This is a genomic window from uncultured Pseudophaeobacter sp. (assembly GCA_905479575.1).
Taxonomy (GTDB): Bacteria; Pseudomonadota; Alphaproteobacteria; order Rhodobacterales; family Rhodobacteraceae; genus Pseudophaeobacter.
This window is the reverse complement of sequence record CAJQNB010000055.1, coordinates 1-17041: the sequence shown is the minus strand read 5'-3', so window position 1 is coordinate 17041 and position 17041 is coordinate 1. Positions and strand designations below refer to the sequence as shown.

The 17041-nt window shown below is 60.8% G+C and carries 20 protein-coding genes and 1 riboswitch; of the genes, 4 read left to right on the top strand and 16 right to left on the bottom strand.

What is annotated here, in order from left to right; genetic code table 11:
* Nucleotides 1-441, top strand: a 441-nt coding sequence (locus QZ268_RS14520; protein WP_295454047.1) for a UDP binding domain-containing protein, incomplete at its 5' end; no start/stop codon positions are given.
* Nucleotides 442-493: 52 nt separating this feature from the next.
* On the opposite strand, the gene QZ268_RS14510 is transcribed toward QZ268_RS14520, so the two are convergent.
* The 6 genes from QZ268_RS14510 to QZ268_RS14485 all read right to left on the bottom strand — a co-directional run bounded on the left by QZ268_RS14510 (nt 494) and on the right by QZ268_RS14485 (nt 6178).
* Complete coding sequence (locus tag QZ268_RS14510; protein WP_365322443.1) at nt 494-1552, bottom strand: aldolase/citrate lyase family protein; 1059 nt, start codon at nt 1550-1552, stop codon at nt 494-496.
* A 41-nt stretch (nt 1553-1593) separates the two neighbouring features.
* Nucleotides 1594-2394, bottom strand: a complete 801-nt coding sequence (hpaH, locus tag QZ268_RS14505; protein WP_295454044.1) for a 2-oxo-hept-4-ene-1,7-dioate hydratase — start codon at nt 2392-2394, stop codon at nt 1594-1596.
* The gene (locus QZ268_RS14500; protein ID WP_295454042.1) at nt 2391-3248 is read right to left on the bottom strand and encodes a fumarylacetoacetate hydrolase family protein; all 858 of its coding nucleotides are present in this window, start codon (nt 3246-3248) and stop codon (nt 2391-2393) included. Before QZ268_RS14500 ends, hpaH begins: the two co-directional genes overlap by 4 nt.
* A gap of 67 nt (nt 3249-3315) precedes the next feature.
* Entirely contained in the window at nt 3316-4167 is an 852-nt protein-coding gene (hpaD, locus tag QZ268_RS14495) for a 3,4-dihydroxyphenylacetate 2,3-dioxygenase (protein ID WP_295454039.1), read from the bottom strand.
* Nucleotides 4168-4268: 101 nt separating this feature from the next.
* Nucleotides 4269-5777, bottom strand: a complete 1509-nt coding sequence (gene hpaE, locus QZ268_RS14490; protein WP_295454036.1) for a 5-carboxymethyl-2-hydroxymuconate semialdehyde dehydrogenase — start codon at nt 5775-5777, stop codon at nt 4269-4271.
* Nucleotides 5774-6178, bottom strand: a complete 405-nt coding sequence (locus QZ268_RS14485; RefSeq protein WP_295454032.1) for a 5-carboxymethyl-2-hydroxymuconate Delta-isomerase — start codon at nt 6176-6178, stop codon at nt 5774-5776. Before QZ268_RS14485 ends, hpaE begins: the two co-directional genes overlap by 4 nt.
* A gap of 267 nt (nt 6179-6445) precedes the next feature.
* On the opposite strand from QZ268_RS14485, the gene QZ268_RS14480 reads away from it, so the two are divergent.
* Nucleotides 6446-7882: a mannose-1-phosphate guanylyltransferase/mannose-6-phosphate isomerase gene (locus tag QZ268_RS14480; protein WP_295454030.1), complete on the top strand. Its 1437-nt coding sequence runs from the start codon at nt 6446-6448 to the stop codon at nt 7880-7882.
* 133 nt (nt 7883-8015) lie between these two features.
* Here the strand turns inward: QZ268_RS14480 and QZ268_RS14475 are convergent, their stop codons facing one another.
* Nucleotides 8016-8447 (bottom strand): DUF983 domain-containing protein, encoded by a 432-nt coding sequence (locus QZ268_RS14475; protein ID WP_295454027.1) that lies wholly within the window; start codon nt 8445-8447, stop codon nt 8016-8018.
* Nucleotides 8448-8619: 172 nt separating this feature from the next.
* On the opposite strand from QZ268_RS14475, the gene QZ268_RS14470 reads away from it, so the two are divergent.
* Both QZ268_RS14470 and QZ268_RS14465 read left to right on the top strand, forming a co-directional pair.
* On the top strand, nt 8620-10008 hold the full coding sequence (locus QZ268_RS14470; protein WP_295454024.1) for a PLP-dependent aminotransferase family protein: 1389 nt from the start codon (nt 8620-8622) through the stop codon (nt 10006-10008).
* Nucleotides 10009-10045: 37 nt separating this feature from the next.
* Nucleotides 10046-10912 (top strand): DMT family transporter, encoded by an 867-nt coding sequence (locus QZ268_RS14465; RefSeq protein WP_295454021.1) that lies wholly within the window; start codon nt 10046-10048, stop codon nt 10910-10912.
* Nucleotides 10913-10961: 49 nt separating this feature from the next.
* Here QZ268_RS14465 and cobF read toward each other — a convergent pair whose 3' ends face one another.
* The 9 genes from cobF to QZ268_RS14420 form a co-directional block, all read right to left on the bottom strand.
* Nucleotides 10962-11723: a precorrin-6A synthase (deacetylating) gene (gene cobF, locus QZ268_RS14460; RefSeq protein WP_295454049.1), complete on the bottom strand. Its 762-nt coding sequence runs from the start codon at nt 11721-11723 to the stop codon at nt 10962-10964.
* 183 nt (nt 11724-11906) lie between these two features.
* Nucleotides 11907-12407, bottom strand: a complete 501-nt coding sequence (locus QZ268_RS14455) for a hypothetical protein (protein WP_295454018.1) — start codon at nt 12405-12407, stop codon at nt 11907-11909.
* 62 nt (nt 12408-12469) lie between these two features.
* Entirely contained in the window at nt 12470-13159 is a 690-nt protein-coding gene (locus QZ268_RS14450) for a CbtA family protein (protein ID WP_295454015.1), read from the bottom strand.
* Between the two features lie 4 nt (nt 13160-13163).
* Nucleotides 13164-13334: a CbtB domain-containing protein gene (locus QZ268_RS14445; RefSeq protein ID WP_084300665.1), complete on the bottom strand. Its 171-nt coding sequence runs from the start codon at nt 13332-13334 to the stop codon at nt 13164-13166.
* A 34-nt stretch (nt 13335-13368) separates the two neighbouring features.
* Nucleotides 13369-13589: riboswitch (cobalamin riboswitch) on the bottom strand.
* A 96-nt stretch (nt 13590-13685) separates the two neighbouring features.
* Nucleotides 13686-14021, bottom strand: coding sequence for a DUF1636 family protein (locus QZ268_RS14440; RefSeq protein ID WP_295454009.1), 336 nt, complete (start codon nt 14019-14021; stop codon nt 13686-13688).
* A 4-nt stretch (nt 14022-14025) separates the two neighbouring features.
* Nucleotides 14026-14763: a uroporphyrinogen-III C-methyltransferase gene (gene cobA / locus QZ268_RS14435; protein ID WP_295454006.1), complete on the bottom strand. Its 738-nt coding sequence runs from the start codon at nt 14761-14763 to the stop codon at nt 14026-14028.
* A complete protein-coding gene (locus tag QZ268_RS14430) occupies nt 14760-16076 on the bottom strand; it encodes a cobyrinate a,c-diamide synthase (protein ID WP_295454003.1) in 1317 nt (438 codons plus the stop codon). Before QZ268_RS14430 ends, cobA begins: the two co-directional genes overlap by 4 nt.
* Entirely contained in the window at nt 16069-16863 is a 795-nt protein-coding gene (gene cobM, locus QZ268_RS14425) for a precorrin-4 C(11)-methyltransferase (RefSeq protein ID WP_295454001.1), read from the bottom strand. Before cobM ends, QZ268_RS14430 begins: the two co-directional genes overlap by 8 nt.
* Nucleotides 16860-17041, bottom strand: a 182-nt coding sequence (locus QZ268_RS14420) for a hypothetical protein (protein WP_295453998.1), incomplete at its 5' end; no start/stop codon positions are given. The genes QZ268_RS14420 and cobM, both read right to left, overlap by 4 nt.

Here is a 17041-nt window from a genome sequence, read left to right as displayed (position 1 = left end):
AACAACCCGTCGTTTGGCTATGGCGGCTATTGCCTGCCCAAGGATACCAAACAGCTGTTGGCGAACTACTCCGAGGTGCCACAGAACCTCATCCGCGCCATTGTGGATGCCAACCATACCCGCAAGGATTTCCTGGCGGATCAGATCATTGCCAAGGCGCCCAATGTGGTGGGCATTTACCGGCTGGTGATGAAGGCCGGATCAGACAATTTCCGCCGCTCCTCAATCCAGGGCATCATGAAGCGGATCAAGGCCAAGGGCATCAAGGTCGTGGTCTATGAACCGGTCTTGCAGGAAGACGAGTTCTTTGGCTCAGCGGTGGTGCGGGATCTGGAGGCCTTTAAGCAGGTGTCAGATGTCATCGTCGCCAACCGGGTGACCGATGACATCCGCGATGTAGAGGACAAGATCTTTACCCGTGACCTGTCGGGCACCGACTAAAACCTGCGCAGTTTGGCGTGACTGCCCCAGCGCGGTGGCTGGGGCGGGTTATTTAATCTGCCCATTCAACACTGAGCTCTTCGCGAAAGGCAAAACGCACCAGGTGATCGGTGATCACCTGTTTCCAGCGTGTCAGATCGCCCCGCGGCCCTGTGGTGGCGGTGATCTCCAATTGGTCGGCTGAGGCCGTCATTGTAACCCGGTTGCCAGTGTCAAAAGTGATGCTGCCCTGGGCCGCGTCAAATTCTGCTGTGGCTTTGTGCGACCAGTGTTTGCACAGCTGTTGCAAATAGCGGCTGGCGTTTTCAGTTTTGGCGCTGCCGGTCGCGGCCTGATCTGACAGCAGCGCCAGCGCCGCTTTGGCTGTGTTGCGCATGGCAGCGGCAAACAGCGTGACGTCGATATTGGTGGCGACAAAAGTAGCGCCGGCATCAAGGCAGGCCCGCTGCATCTTTGGGTCCAGGGTCAGGATACCGCCGGCCTTGCCCGCGGCGACGATCTTGCCCATGGCGCCCAGCACGGCGGCTTCGACCTCGGGGGCGCCGGCATTGCCGATGAACCCCATATCAGCGGCCAGATCTGCCGGGCCGATAAACACACCGTCTACGCCATCGACCTGCAAGATCTCATCCAGTGCCGCCATGCCTGCGCGGTTTTCCACCTGCACCAGCAGGCAGATTTCGGCATCTGCGGTTTGCAGATAGTCGGGAATGCCGGAAAAGTTCGAGGCCCGCGCCAGCGCGGAGCCAACGCCACGCACGCCATGGGGCGGATAGGTCACCGCGCGCACCAATTCCCGCGCCTGTTCGGCGCTTTCGACCATGGGGATCAGCAGGGTCTGGGCGCCGGCATCCAGATACTGTTTGATCATCCAGGTTTCACCGATGGTGGGGCGGACGATGGCATGGCTGTCGAACCCGGCCAGCACCTGCATCTGCGCGGTGATCGAGCGCAGATCGTTGGGGGCATGTTCGGCGTCGATCAGCAACCAGTCAAATCCGGCCCCGGCGCTGATCTGCGCCACGTAAGGGTCAGCCAGCCCCAGCCAGCAACCCATCTGGGGTTTTCCGGCTTTCAGCGCGGCTTTGAATGGGTTGTGCGGAGCGGGCATGGGCAATGTCCTTTTAGGTAAGATCTGATGTCACAGGAGCCTTAGGCGAAGCGAATGTCAACCGAACCAAAGGCGCCAAAATCAGCGTGAATATCAGCGCCGGACGGGCATTCAATGGGGCGGATAAAGCTGCCGGACAGGATCACCTGGCCGGGTTCGATGCTCTGGCCATACTGCGCCATGCGCCGGGCCAGCCAGACCACGCTTTCCACCGGATCATTCAGGACACCCGCGCCGAGCCCGGTTTCCTCCACCTCGCCGTTGCGGCTGGTGATGGCGCCGACCCAGCGCAGATCATGGGCGTCAAGGCTGTGGCGTTCGCGGCCCAGCACTATCCCTGCGTTGGCGGCGTTGTCGCTGATGGTGTCAAAGACGCTGCGGGTCTGGCCGGTTTCCGGGTCCACGCGCAGGATACGGGTATCCAGAATCTCGATCGAAGGGGCCACATAGTCGGTGGCGGCAATGACATCCTGGCGGGTGACATCGGCGCCGCCAATGGGGGTTTTCATCACAAAGGCAATCTCAGCCTCGATACGGGGCTGGATAAACCGCCCCGCTGGCACCGTCGCACCGGTTTCAAACAGCATATCGTCAAACAGGATACCGCTGTCGGGGATGTCGATGTTGAGCGCATATTGCATCGCCTTGGAGGTGAGGCCAATCTTCCAGCCGATCACCTTTTGGCCCGCCGCCAGTTTGGCGCGGTAGATGGCGTTTTGCACTCCATAGGCGTCATCCATGCCCATCTCGGGGTGGCGTTTGGTCAGCAACCCGATCTGCTGGCCCGTGGCTTCGGCCTGCAGCAGATCGGCGGCGGCCTGGACGTGGTCTTGCGGTGTCATGATGTCACCTCGTCCTCAACGCCATTGCGCAGGGTGCCGATGCCTTCGACCTCTACCTCGACCACATCGCCGGGTTTCAAATAGCGCGGCGGATCAAAGCGGGCGCCGGCCCCGGTGGGGGTGCCGGTGATGATGATGTCGCCGGGCTGCAGGGTCATGAAGGTGGAGATATATTCGATCTCGCGGCGGATCGGGAACATCATCCGCGACAGCACATCGTCCTGGCGGACCTCGCCATTGACGCGGGTGAGGATGCGGGCGTCATCCAGCTGTTTGGCATCGGTAAAGGGCACCAGCCAGGGGCCGATGGCACCTGATTTGTCCCAGTTCTTGCCTTGGGTGACGTTGAATTTGGCATGGCGCACCCAGTCGCGAATGGTGCCCTCATTGCAGAGCGTCAGGGCGGCGATATGGTCATAGGCGTCGTCTTGTGAAATCCGACGACCAGCCTTGCCGATGACGATGGCAACTTCGCCCTCATAGTCCAGGGTGTGGTTTTCCGGCGGGCGCACCAGATTTTGCCCATGGCCGGTAAAGCCGCTGGCAAAGCGCGGGAACAGTGACATGTATTTTGGCTGAGCACTGCCGTCTTTGTATTCGGCGTTGCGATCGGGGAAGTTGACCCCAACACATAAGATGCGCGGCGCATTGGGTAGCACCATTTCATAGATGAAATCGGTATGGCTGACAGGCTTGTCTGCGGCCGGTTTCTCAAGCTCTGTCAGGGCACCTGCCGCAATCACATCGTAAAGCGTGGCCCATTGTGGACAGGCGTCATTCAGGGCGATCATGCCCGTGTCGGTGACGGCGCCATAGAAGGTCTCACCTTCGGCCGTGTAGGTTGCAAAACGCATCTGATTTCTCCTCCGCTGCAAGCCCTGTGGCGTTGCCTTCGGTCATGTTGTTCTCTGAAATACCCGGCTAGACCGGGAAGATCACATTGGTCTGGCCGGTGCCCGATGATGGGAAATACTCCGTCACCACCTCGCATTTGCCGGTGTATTTATCCCAGCCAAGGGCGCCATATAGCATCGCCGTGTCATGCATCGAGCCTTCGCCACAGCAGAATTGCGCGTATTCGCCCAGCATCTTGAGGAAGGTGGCGTGATCGCCCTGTTTCCACATCTCCAGCACATGCAGGTCCATTTGTCGGTTGAATTCGGAGGAGATGGTAAAGGTGCCGTTGTTGGCGGCATAGTCCTTATTGGCCCAGATTTTATGGCTGAGACTGCCAGAGGCCACCAGCAGCACCTTTTCATCCGAGGCTTCAATCGCTTCGCGGATCGCTTCGCCAACAATGCGGCTCTCGTCATGGTCATGCACCGTGGCCCAAGCGGCCACCGAGACCACCTTCATATCATGTTCACGGGCCATAAAGCGCATCGGCACCAGGGTGCCATATTCCAGCTCCAGGCTGTCCAGCTGATGGCAGAGCGTATAGGCCCCCCTGTCAGTGGCGGCTTTGGCGATGGCCGCGCCCAGGGCCGGATTGCCATCATAGGCATAGGGCAGGTTCTGAATGAACTGCGGAAATTCATTCGAGGTGAACAGGCCCTCAAAGCGTTTGTTGGCATTGATGTGAAAGCCCGCATTGATCACCCAATGGGTGTCACAGATCACCACGGTGGTGGCCCCAAGCGCCTTGGCGCGGCGGGCGATTTCGCGATGCCCATCAATGGCGGCCTGACGTTTGCCTTTGATTGGTCCCTCCTGCTCTGACATCAGCATGGTTGGGACATGGGTCATTTTGGCGGCGAGAACGATCTCTCCCATGGGGACACTCCTTGTATGAGGCGGGGGAGGGGCCGGCCCCTCAGTTTCAAATGGGCATTCGAAACTTCACCCCGGGATATTTTGGCCAAATAAAGCCGAGGTCAGCTGCCCAGGCGGGTGATTTTGTGCTGCCCGGTGGCAAAGCCGATGTGCTTTTGCTCCATGTAAAAGTCAAAGCTCCAGTCGCCGCCATCGCGGCCGATGCCGCTGGCCTTGACCCCGCCAAAGGGGGTGGGCAGATGGCGGACGTTTTCCGAGTTCACCCAGATCATCCCGGCCTCTAGTTGATCGGTGAAACGCAGGGCACGGGTAAGGTCGCTGGTCCAGAGATAGCCGGTGAGCCCGTATTGGGTGTCATTGGCCAGCTCCAGCGCCTCTTCCTCGGTGCTGAAGGAGATGGAGGTCAGGACGGGGCCAAAGATTTCTTCCTGAGCGATGCGCATCTTGTTGTTGGCTTCTGTGAACAGGGTGGGGCGGACAAAATAGCCCTCATCCCCCAAAGTGGTGCCACCCGCGGCCACGGTGGCGCCGTCTTCCTGTGCGATGTCAAAATAGGAGGTCACCTTGTCGTAGTGTTCTTGGCTGATCAGGGGGCCAATTTCGCTGGTGGGATCAAGCGGGTGACCAACCTTGATCCTGTTGACGCGCTCCACCAGCCTGGCCTCGAACTCTGCGCGGATGGTCTCCTGCACCAGCAGCCGCGAGGAGGAGGTGCAGCGTTCGCCATTGATGGAATAAATCATAAAGATCACCGCATCCAGCGCCCGGTCCAGATCAGCATCGTCAAAGACGGTGACGGGGTTTTTGCCACCCAGTTCCAGGTGCATGCGCTTGAGCGTATCGGCGCCCTGTTTGGTGATGATCGACCCGGTGCGGCTTTCGCCGACAAAGGCGATGGCCTTGATTGCGGGGTGTTCGGTCAGCCGTTTGCCCGCGTCGTGGCCGTAGCCGTTGACGGTGTTGAGCACCCCAGGGGGCAGGCCCGCCTCTTCGGCGATTTCAACCAGCAGACGCGCGGTCAGCGGGCTGTCTTCGGCGGGTTTGTGTACCACCGTGCAGCCCGCTGCGAGGGCCGGGGCAATTTTCCAGGTCGACAGCATGAAGGGGGTGTTCCAGGGGGTGATGACACCAACCGGGCCGATGGGTTTGCGGGTGGTGATATTCATCAAGGTGGGCGATTGCAGGTGCTGACCATCGCGGGCCTGCACCACCTGGTCGGCAAAATAGCGGAAGTTTTCGGCGCCACGCAGGGCGGCCTTTGACATGAATTTCAGGGTCTGGCCGGTGTCCCAGCATTCGCACAGCGCGATTTCTTCGGCGCGGGCTTCGATACCTTCGGCGATGCGGATCAGGATCTTTTTGCGCTCGACTGCGGGCATGTCGCGCCAGGTGGGAAAGGCGGCTTTGGCGGCCTCTGCGGCGGCGTCAATATCGACATCTGTGCCATGCGCCACCTCACAGATCACCGATTTGTCCACCGGAGAGATGGACTGAAAGGTACCAGCCGAGCCGGGGCGATCCAGGCCTGCGATCCGGTTCTGGATGCCGGTGTCCTGAAAGCGGGTAAGAAACCCGCTGAGCTTTGCGATATTGTCGTTCAGAGCAGTCATGAGGAGACCTCCTGCGAAGGGCGACCGAGATGGGCGCGAATTGAGCCGGTTTTGGGGGAAAGGGCGGGGTCGATATCGCGCATTTCCAGCGAGAGAGCGATGGAATGGCTGGCGATGGCGGGTGCCAAAAAGGCCTGCGCGGCGTCAAAAATGCGCTGTGTGGCATCTGTTTTGACCTCAGGCGTCCGGCCGGCGCGCAGGCGGATTGAGATATCGACAAAGCCGTGTTTGGGATCGCCATCCGCAATGGCATAGTGATCCGCGCGGAAGGCGCGCACCCGGACGCCAGCCAGGGGGAAGGTGTCGATTTCAACTGCGGTGGCGCGGATATGTTCGCACAGCGCCGTAACGTCGAAAACCTGTTCCAGATTTCCCGAGTATTCGATCTGAAAATGGGGCATCCCGCAACCTTTACATGTTAAGCAAAGGCACCATAGCCAGTGATGCTTTGCGTTGTCAATAATAATTAACATCGCAACTAAAAGGGCGGGGCGGCCTTGGTGTCGTCAGCCGCCGTTTGATCCCAAGGGGTGGTGATACGGGTCTTTGGTCGCACTGACAGAGTGACATTCTGCTGTGGTTTTATATAAATGTTTTGGGGAATCGGAGGGTATGGAAATAAGACTGCTGATGATTAGAACAGCAGCCGATTTTTGAAGGACGGATTTATGATTACACCAATTTTGCTTTGCGGTGGTTCCGGCACCCGGCTTTGGCCCCTGTCGCGCAAGAGCTACCCAAAACAATTTGTGCCCCTGGTCGGGGAAACCACCCTGTTTCAGGCCTCGGCGCAGCGGCTTTCGGGGGCGGAGTTTGCCGCCCCGATGGTGCTGACCAATTCCGATTTCCGCTTTATCGTGACCGAACAGCTGGCCAGCGTTGGCATTGATCCCGGCGCCATTCTGATTGAACCTGCCGGGCGCAACACCGCGCCTGCGGTTCTGGCGGCGGCGCTGTATTTGGCTCAATCCGACCCCGAAGCGCTGATGCTGGTGGCGCCCTCGGATCATGTGGTGCCCGATGACGCGGCCTTTCGTGCGGCGGTGGCTGCTGGGGCCGAGGCGGCGAATAAGGGCCAGATCGTCACCTTTGGGATCAAACCCACCCATGCTGAAACCGGCTATGGCTATCTCGAACTCACCGGCGATCCAGGGGATTTTTCCCCGCGCGCTATTGGTCTTAAACGTTTTGTCGAGAAGCCCGATGCTGCCACAGCTGAGGCAATGCTGGCCTCTGGAAATTTCTTGTGGAATGCCGGGATCTTTTTGTTTTCGGTCAAAACCATGCTTGCGGCCTTTGCTGCCCATGCAGCCGATTTGGTAGCCCCGGTTGAGGCGGCGATTGCAGCGGGTAAAAATGACCTTGGCTTTTTCCGTCTGGACCCTGAATCCTGGGCGGCGCTGGACGATATCTCGATCGACTACGCGGTAATGGAGAATGCCGACAATCTGACGGTGGTGCCCTTTGCGGCTGGCTGGTCTGACCTGGGCGGCTGGGATGCGGTCTGGCGCGAAAGCCAGGCGGATGCCAATGGCGTGGTTGCCAGCGGCAATGCTACGGCGATTGACTGTCGCGACAGCCTGCTGCGGTCAGAAGATGACAGCCTGGCGGTTGTGGGCATCGGTTTGCAGGATGTGATCGCGGTGGCGATGCCGGATGCGGTGCTGGTGGCGGATGCCTCTCGTGCGCAGGATGTGAAACTGGCTGTGGCCGCGCTGAAGGAAAAAGGCGCCAAACAGGCCACCGAGTTCCCGATGGATCACCGCCCCTGGGGCTGGTTTGAGAGCCTGGTGGTGGGCGAACGGTTCCAGGTGAAACGTATCCATGTGCATCCCGGCGCGGCGCTGTCGCTGCAAAGCCATCACCACCGCTCAGAGCACTGGATTGTGGTGGAAGGCACTGCCAAGGTGACGGTGGATGACGAGGTGAAACTGGTGACCGAAAACCAGTCGGTCTATATCCCACTGGGGTCTGTGCACCGGATGGAGAACCCCGGAAAACTGCCCATGGTGCTGATCGAAGTGCAGACCGGCAGCTGTCTTGGGGAAGATGACATCATCCGCTATGAGGATGTCTATGCCCGTGGCCAGGGGGCCAAAGGCTAAAATCGCAAACGTAGTCTGAGCTTGCATCTCCTGCCCTGGGGCAGGAGGTAGTATTCCTGTGGCGATCCTGGCCCAGAATACGTCCTTCTATTCAAACAAAAGGATCAGGCCATTAGGCCAGGGAAACTAATATCTAGAAGCCATGCATGCGTTTGGCCCATTGATAGGCAACCACAAGCCCCTTCATTCGCGGTAGCAACAAAAGCGAGGCCGAGATGGTCACCAGCGACATGATCAAAGCCAGGGTCAGGGGGTCAGGCCGAAACTGCATGTAGGTGATGTGAAGCGCAAAGCCGAGGAGGTGCCCGACCAGCAAAATGGTCAGGTAGGCAGGGCCATCATCGGCGCGATTGTGATAAAGCTCCTGACCGCAGTTGTCGCAGCTGTGTTTCACTTTGAGATAGCTTTTCAGCAGCTTGCCTTCGCCGCAGTTGGGGCAGCGCAGTCGCAGCCCGCGCAGCGCGGCTGGTTTCCAGGGGCGTTGCTCGGTCTGAGTGGACGGATTGGCCTGCTCTGGGGCGGCTGCTGTTGTGGTGTCGTCCTGGGGCATCTCGGGTATCACCATTTCTGATTCTTATCAAAGCTATCCTCTATGGTGTTTCTAGATTGATTGCAATCAATCATGCAATCAATTTGGTTGCAATTATGCGGAGCTTGGGGGTATTGCTGCGTAACGCCCGTGTTGGCCGGCCTTTTGGAGCTGGAAAAAAGGAAAGACTGCTGTGGGGAGAGACCCTTTGAAACACTGGAGCCCGACGCTGCCAGTTTCGGACAAGCCGCGCTATCTGGAGATTGCCGATGCGATTCGGGCAGATATTGATGCAGGCCTGCTGTTGCCGGGCGACCGGCTGCCACCACAGCGCGGGGTTGCACAGGATCTGGGGGTAGATTTTTCCACGGTATCAAGAGGGTACGCAGAGTCGGTTCGACGCGGAGATATTGAGAGCTTTGTTGGCCGTGGGACATTTGTTCGTGCACCCGACGTGCAGGCGCTGCTTGACGGGGCCAATGCGGCGCCGGATCCACGCCGGATCCTGGAGGAAGATCCGATGATGAACATGCCACCGGAACCGGATGATCCGGCCCTGGTGGCCCGCATGGCCAGTGGCCTGGGCCATGTGGCGGCCAATCTGGTGCCATTGTTGCGCTATCAATCGGTGCGCGGCAGCGCTGCAGACCGGGAGATTGCCCGGACCTGGATGCAGGCAAACGGGCTGGATTTTGCCGCCGACCGCTTTGCCATCACACCAGGTGCCCATGCCAGTATCTACGCGATCCTGACCCTGCTGAGCGAGCCGGGGCAGACCCTGCTGTGTGAGACTTTGACCTATCCCGGTATTCGCTCCATTGCCGCCCGTCTTGGCCTGCGGCTGGTCGGGGTGCCCAGCGACCGGGAGGGGCTGCGTCCCGAGGCTTTGGAGAGGGCAATCACCGAGCACTGGCCCGCCGCGCTATATCTGAATCCAACGCTGCAGAATCCGACCACCAAAACCATGTCCGAGACCCGCCGCCGCGAGATTGCAGAGGTGCTGACCCAGCACGACATTCAGCTGATCGAGGATGACGCCTACCGGTTTGTCGCCGCAGACGCGCCGCCGCCGATTGCAAGCCACCTGCCGGATCTGGCCTGGCATGTGGCCGGGATCTCCAAATGTTTTGGCGCTGGCCTGCGGCTTGCCTATACCACCGGGCCACAACGGGCCGAGATGGGAGGGTTTTCCCAGGCGTTGCGCAGTATCAACGTGATGGCCTCACCGCTGAGCCTGGCCCTGTTGGGGCACTGGATCGAAGACGGCACCGCCGCCCAGATCCAGGCTTTTGTGCGGCGCGCAGCGGCCCAGCGGCAGGAGTTGGCGCGGGGTATTCTATGTGGGTGTTTTGTGACCAATGCGCCCGAGGCCTTTAACCTGTGGGTGGAGCTGCCCCGTGGCACCAGCCGGGCTGAGGTCATGGGGCGCATGGCAAACCGGCAGATTGGCATCATGCCCAGCGATGCCTTTACCGTAGTGGGCCAGCCCAGCGAGGCACTGCGGGTCTGCCTGGGCGGGCCGATCAGTCTGGAGCAACTGCGCGAGGATCTGATTGCGTTGCGCGATGCAATCCTGCGCAAAGATTGGCTGGGCTGATGCAGATGAACCTGACCGCCTGCGCCGGAGTGATCTGATGAAACACAATATCCCTTTGGGCATGCTTGGCACCGTGGTTCTGGCCATGACGCTGATCGTGATTGGCGATACCGCCGGCAAGGCGCTGACGGTCTCTGGCGCCAGCCCCTTCTTTGTTGCCTGGTCTCGCTTTACCGTGGCGGCGGTGGTGCTGTTGCCCTTTGCCGGTCTGCGCAGCGCTGAGCTGCGCGGCTTTCTGGACTGGCGGATTATTCTGCGGTCGGTGCTGATTGCAACGGGGATCCTGTGTATCCTCACCGCGCTGCGGACCGAACCCATCGCCAATGTCTTTGGCGGCTTCTTTGTTGGGCCCATCGTGGCCTTTGCGCTCTCGGCGCTGTTGCTGAAAGAAAAGGCGGATCCGGGCCGGGTGGCGCTGTTGCTGGTCAGTTTTGTCGGTGTGCTATTGGTGGTGAAGCCTGGGTTTGGGATGCAGATCGGTATGGGGTTTGCCCTGTTGGCGGGCTGTTTTCATGGCTCCTACCTGGTGGCGACGCGCAGCCTGGCCGGGCGGTATCGGCCTAAGTTTCTGCTGATCTCCCAATTGATCATCGGCTCTGTGGTGCTGTTGCCCTTTAGCTATGATGAGATGCCGCAAAGCATTGATATTACAGGGGGGAGCCTGATCCTCATCAGTGCGTTGGGATCTGCGGCGGGAAATTTTCTGTTGGTGATGGTCAACCGCACCACCCCCGCCAATGTGGTGGCCCCCTTGATCTACAGCCAGCTTTTGGCGGCAACGGTTCTGGGGGTGCTTGTGTTTGGTACCTGGCCCGATGGGCTGGCGCTTTTGGGGTTGGGGGTGATTGTCCTCTCCGGGCTGTCCTCGCTCTGGCTGGCGGGGCGTCGCATGCCCCAGGTCTAGCCTTTTGGGAGCAGCAAACCGGGGAACATCAGGCGGAACAGCGCGCGTTTCAGGATTTGCGCAGCAGATAGATGTCCATGATCCAGCCGTGATCGGCGCGGGCCTGGGCACGGGTTTGAATGATCTGCTCGGCGGTCTCAGCCAAGGGGCCAGACAGGCTGATCTGGTTTTCCATGCCGGCATAGGCCGACCACCAGATACTCACCCCAGTGGGGTCGATGGCCTGAAACGAGCATTCCCCATCCAGCATGATCACCAGGGTATCAGCACTCTCAGGCCAGCCGTTTTCCCGCAGCTGGCGCCCGGTGGTGACGGTAAAAGGCGCGCCAATCTCGTTGAGTGGAATTGCATGGGCAGCGGTTAGGGCCTGAATGGAGGTCACCCCCGGAATAACCGTAAGGCTCACCTCCTGCGTGGCCTTTAGCCGCTCGGCAATGCGCATGGTGCTGTCATAAAGCGAAGGGTCGCCCCAGACCAGAAAGCCAACCTTTGCCGCAGCCGCAGTTGCAGGCAGTTGGGCGCGAATGGTTTTGACCCAGACCTCGGCAATGGCATCGTGCCAGTGATCCACGCGGGCGGTGTAGTCCTGGATCGAGGGGTCGCGCACCGGCAGGGCAAATTCAACAATACGCGGGCCGGGGGGCTGGATCACCTGAGTGCAGATCTGCTGGCGCAGCCCGGCGAGGTCGTCTTTGCCCGCGCCCTTGTGCGGGATCAGGATCAGGTCGCAGGCATTGAGCGCGGCGACCGCTTCCAGGGTCAGATGCTGCGGATTTCCGGTGCCAATGCCAATGAGCGAAAGCTCGATCATAGCCGCCGTGCTGTCATTGTTCATCTGTCGGGCTCCTGCCAAAAAGAAACACGGCCCGCTATGGCGCCGTGTTTCAGCATAATCAAGTCCGGATCCGGCTGCATAGCGGGATCGGGCCGCTTTGTATCGGCTTCGCGTCAGGTCAGGCGGCAGACCGGGGCTGCAACCGGGGCATCAAGGGGGTCAGGGGTTGTCGATGATCACGCTGTCAGCAATCGGGTCTGTCCCGATCATCAGCGGGCTGTGGCTATTGGCGTTCAGCGCCACGGTGATTTCGACGCTGCCCTTGGGCAGATCGCCCAGATGCAGCCAGTTGCCATAAAGCCGGGTCAGCTTGCTGCCATTGATATAGACATGGGCATGGCCTTCGCCGGGGCGATCCGCAGTGGAGACATGCTCGGGCGAGAAGGTGAAATTTTCTGTGGTGACCTGCAGGTTCCAGCCGGACATCGGGTCCTTGTGGACGCCTATTGCGATTTTGGGCGCGGTGCTGCCTGGGGTGATCATCAGAGGTTGGCTATGGGCGTGACCGGCGCTTTCCATCTGGTGTTCTGCACCACCGTGCTGGGCAGGATCGCCGTGGTCGTGGCCGGTGAAGGTGATGCCATTGCCGGCAGCGACAACAAAACCGATGCCACAGCCAAAGGTAAGCCCGATGGCAAAGAGAGCGAGGGAACGGGACATTCTTGATCCTTTGAAACGGAAACCTCCGCCAGTGGCGATGCACCGACGGAGGTTTTTTTCGATTACGCTGCGGCGGTGCGCGGCGCTTCCGATTGCCAAAAATAGCCGGCAAAGGTGCCTAGCAGAGCCCAGGCAGCCATGCCAACGCCAAGGGCGCGTGCGGCAAACAGCGCGCCGATCTCGGTTGGAACCGGACCGGTAAAGCTGTCTGGCTCCGGGGCACCAATCAGATGCGGCAGCAGCAACAGCGCCACGGCAATGGCATAAGAGACCAGATTGCCGCCAAAGGCGATGAGCCACATGGCAATGCCAGCAGCAGCCACGGTTGCTGTCCACCAGATCTGGCGGTCAAAGACATCGGCAGCGGCGACGCCGGGCACTTCTGGTGCCAGGGTCAAACCTGGCGCCAGATGGAAGGTGACAAAACCTGCCAACCCCCAGAGAATGCCCGCCCGTGCGGTGACAACATGGCCCTTGCTCTCGGCAAGTGACATCAGGGCAACCATGACCAGCGCATAGCCGGTGTAGGTCAGCATGGTGAAAATGATGCTCAACCCGTCGCGCATGACATCAAAGCCGGGCAGATCTGGATGCGCTGAAACCGCGGCACCGCCAAAATGCACCAGCTCGCCGGTCTCATAAAGCTCGGCGTGCAAAAGAACAGGCTGCACAAAAAGAAGCTGCAGCAGAGCGGTTAACAACCCTGCTACAGCACCAGCGAACAACGCGCTGGTCAAGATACGATTCATCATCTGCTTAGTGGCAGGGGAAGCCGGTTGCGTGACGGACGTCATGGGCCGCGTCATGCAGGGCAGAGGCCTGTACGTGACCGGTCAGGGTGACAATACCCAGGCCCAGGATCACGGCAAACAGGGCTGGTGCAAAACCAATGCCTGCAGCGGATTTGTTCAGTGTCTTTGTTGTCATCATTTTTCTCCACGTCGTCACACCCGACGACAAAAGTTTCATTCCATTACATGGCCGGTCTCCTGACTCGCAGGTCACAGCGGTTTTTCCCCTTCCCGGTGGCCAGATTGGCCCCAGTGGATATGAAAAACCACTCGCTGCTCACAGTCGCGGGGGCGGTTGAGGGCGTGGCGCCGCGATTTGGTCCGCCATTCCTCATTCCTGTTTCAGCCCTGATGCTTTGCATCGTTGGGCACCATGTTCATTTGTTGTGCCCTTTGTCATACGGCCCGGTCAAGTTGGAAACCGCCCCGCATGGGCAAAGATGCGACTTTTTCGGCGGGCAGGGTGATTTTGACCCGGCTGTCGGGTCTAGTCCAGATCCGCCGGGATTCGCGCGATGGCCTTCATTCGCAGCGCCCCCAGCGGGCGGGAATCTGCCAGGGTGCCATCGGGGCTTTCGTTAAAGAGCCGCAAAAAGGTGAGGATATTCGGAAGGTCCGCTGCGGTAATCTCGCCAAAGAGATAGGCCGTCTTGCCGCTTTGCCGTACCGCAAGGGTCTGCGGGCGTGTGCAGCCGGACATGCAGTCCACCTCTTGCACCCGCGCCGCGATCCCGGCCTGTTTCAGGACCTCTGCCAGGTGGCGGGGTAGGGCCAGATCGGCGCTCTTACAGCTCTTGCAGAGGGTCAGGGTTGGTTGCGGCAACGGCTCAGCCTCCCGGGGTCAGATCGGTATCGGCCAGCGGACCGTAGAGAATGAGAACCGGCGCAGTGGTCTCCATCGCACGCAGCACCTGCGGCAGTTCCCCAACGGTATGACAGCTAAGCACTTGCTGGGGCGTCGACACACCCAGGGCCACCAGGGCATGGGTCTCAGGCGGCAGGCCGGCCTCAATCAGCTTTTCCGCCAGGGCGGCAAAGGTGCGTTTGCCCATATAGACAACCGTGGTGGCATCCGGATCGGCCAGGGCCGCCATGTTAAGGCTATCCGGTAGCCCACCAGTGACGTCATGGCCGGTGATGAACTGCATGCGGCGCGCAGTCAGCCGCCGGGTCAGTGGGATATTGGCCGCTGCCGCTGCGGCGGAGGCTGCGGTGACTCCGGGGACGATCTCAAACGGAATATTTGCGCCGCGCAGAGCCGCGATCTCTTCCTCCAGCCGACCAAAGACGCCGCTGTCGCCGGATTTCAACCGCACCACTTTGAGGCCGCTTTTGGCATAGTCCACCAGCAGCTGGCTGACGTGGTCCTGCTTGGGCGAGGGCCGTCCGGCGCGTTTGCCCACGCCCACCAGATCGGCCTCTGGGTTGGCATGGGTCAGGATTGGCCCGGCGGAAAGATCGTCAAACAGCACCGCATCTGCGGTTTCCAGTCTCTTGACCGCCTTGACGGTCAGCAGCTCCGGGTCGCCGGGGCCGGAGGACACAAAACTGACAAAGCCGCTCATGCGCCTTCTCCGGTGATCAGATGGAAAAAGGTCCCGGTGACATGGCCCTTGATGGATCCGGTTTCGGGCACCGGATTGCCGTCGGCGTCCATCACATGGGCCAGCGGCGCGTCGGGTTCATCCAAAATGGTGGAATAGTGGAACTCATGGCCGCGCAGGGCCGCGCCTGTTGCAAAGCCCGGCATCGGCGCCTGCAGCTCGGCGCGGCGATAGCCCAAATGGAATTTGCGTTTCTCATAAGAAGTGACCAGCCCCAGCAGCCCGGCCATCTGGTGGCGGTTGCCCTCTTTGTCGATCAGCGCCGCGCCGAGCGCCATATAGCCCCCACATTCGCCATGCACTGGCTTGGTCTCGGCATGTTTGCGCAGGCCCGCGCGGAAGGTCTCGGCGGCGGCCAGGGTGCCACCGTGCAGCTCCGGGTAGCCGCCGGGCAGCCAGACCAGATCGGCGTCCTGGGCCGGGGCCTCATCCGCGAGGGGGGAAAACGGCAGGATTTCAGCGCCAGCAGCACGCCATCCGGTCAGAAGATGTGGATAGGTAAAGGAAAACGCCGCATCCCGGGCCAGGGCGATGCGCTGCGCCGGAGGCTTTGGCAGCGTGCTGGGAGCGGGTGCGGCGGCGCCCATGGCGGCTGCTTTGATGGCGTCCAGATCCACATGATCGCGCAGGAATGTGGCATAGCCAGCAATGGCGGCTTCAAGATCGGGGTGTTCCACTGCCTGAATAAGGCCCAGGTGGCGTTCGGGCAGGGCCAGATCGCCGCGCCGGGGCAACGACCCCAGAACCTTGACACCGGCGCGCTCCATCCCCAGCCGGGTCAGGCGTTCGTGGCGGGGGCTGGCGACCCGGTTCAGGATCACCCCGGCAAAGGGCACCTCGGGGTCATAGGATTTGAACCCCAAAGCGGTGGCAGCAGCGGATTGCGCTTGGCCGCCCACGTCAATCACCAGCACCACCGGCCAGCCCATGCGTTTGGCGGTTTCCGCCGAGGAGCCAAAGCCGCTTTGCCCGCGGGTGGCAACCCCGTCAAACAGCCCCATCGAGCCTTCGCCGATGCAGATCTCAGCCCCTGTTGCCTGTCCGGCAACGGCATCCAGCAGTCCGGGATCCATCGCCCAGGTGTCCAGATTGAAACTGGGGCGCTTGGCGGCGGCAAAGTGAAAGGCTGGGTCGATGTAGTCGGGGCCGCTCTTATAGGGCTGTACCGCCAGGCCATCTTCGGCCAGGGCGCGCAGCAGGCCCAGCATCACCGTGGTTTTGCCGGTGCCAGAGGCCGGCGCGGAGATCATCAGGCCTTTGGGGAAATCAGTCATCACCTTCGCTCCAGTTGGCCCATTGGCTATCGGCGCTTTGTGGCCGGTAGCGGCGGTCGTAATCTTGCGCGTAAAGGCAGCTTTCGTCAAAATCTTCATTGCCAAGCGCTGGTCCGACCAGAATCAGCGCGGTACGCCCGCGCATCCCGTCCGTCGCCTCTTCCAGGGTGCCAAGCGTTGCCTTGACCACCTTTTGATCCGGCCAGGTAGCGCGCCAGACCACGGCCACCGGGCACTCGGCGCCATAGCTGGGTGCCAGCCGGGCAATCACATCCTCCAGCACATGCACCGACAGGTGAATGGCCAGGGTTGCCCCGGTGCGGGCAAAGTTCTCCAGGGTTTCGCTTTCGGGCATCGCCGAGGCCTTGCCAGAGGTCCGCGTCAGCACCAGCGATTGTGCCACACCGGGCAGGGTCAGCTCTGATCCCAGCGCCGCCGCCGCCGCCGCAAAGGCGGGTACGCCGGGGGTGATGTCATAGGGGATGCTCAGTGCGCGCAAGCGGCGCAGCTGCTCGCCCAGGGCGGACCAGACCGACAGATCGCCGGAATGCAGGCGGGCGATGTCGTGGCCCGCCGCGTGGGCCTCTTTGATATGGGCGATGATCTCATCCAGTGACAGGGCTGCGGTGTTGATCACCTTGGCGTCCTTGGGGCAGTGCTGCAACAGCGCCTCGGGGACCAGCGAGCCGGCATAGAGACAGACCGGGCAGCTCTGGATGAGCTTCAACCCGCGCACGGTGATGAGATCCGGATCGCCCGGCCCCGCGCCGATGAAATGGACGGTCATAGCTTTTCCTCGATGCGCTTGGCGTAGCCGCGCGGCGTGTAGACGAAGGGTTTGCCGCTGCCTGTCATCACCGCCTTCGAGGCAGACGAGCCGACAAGCACGGTGGTCAGCATGTCGACCTCGTCGACGGTGAGCGCTTCCAGCGTGGTGACGCGAACCGTCTCACCCTCGCGGCCGA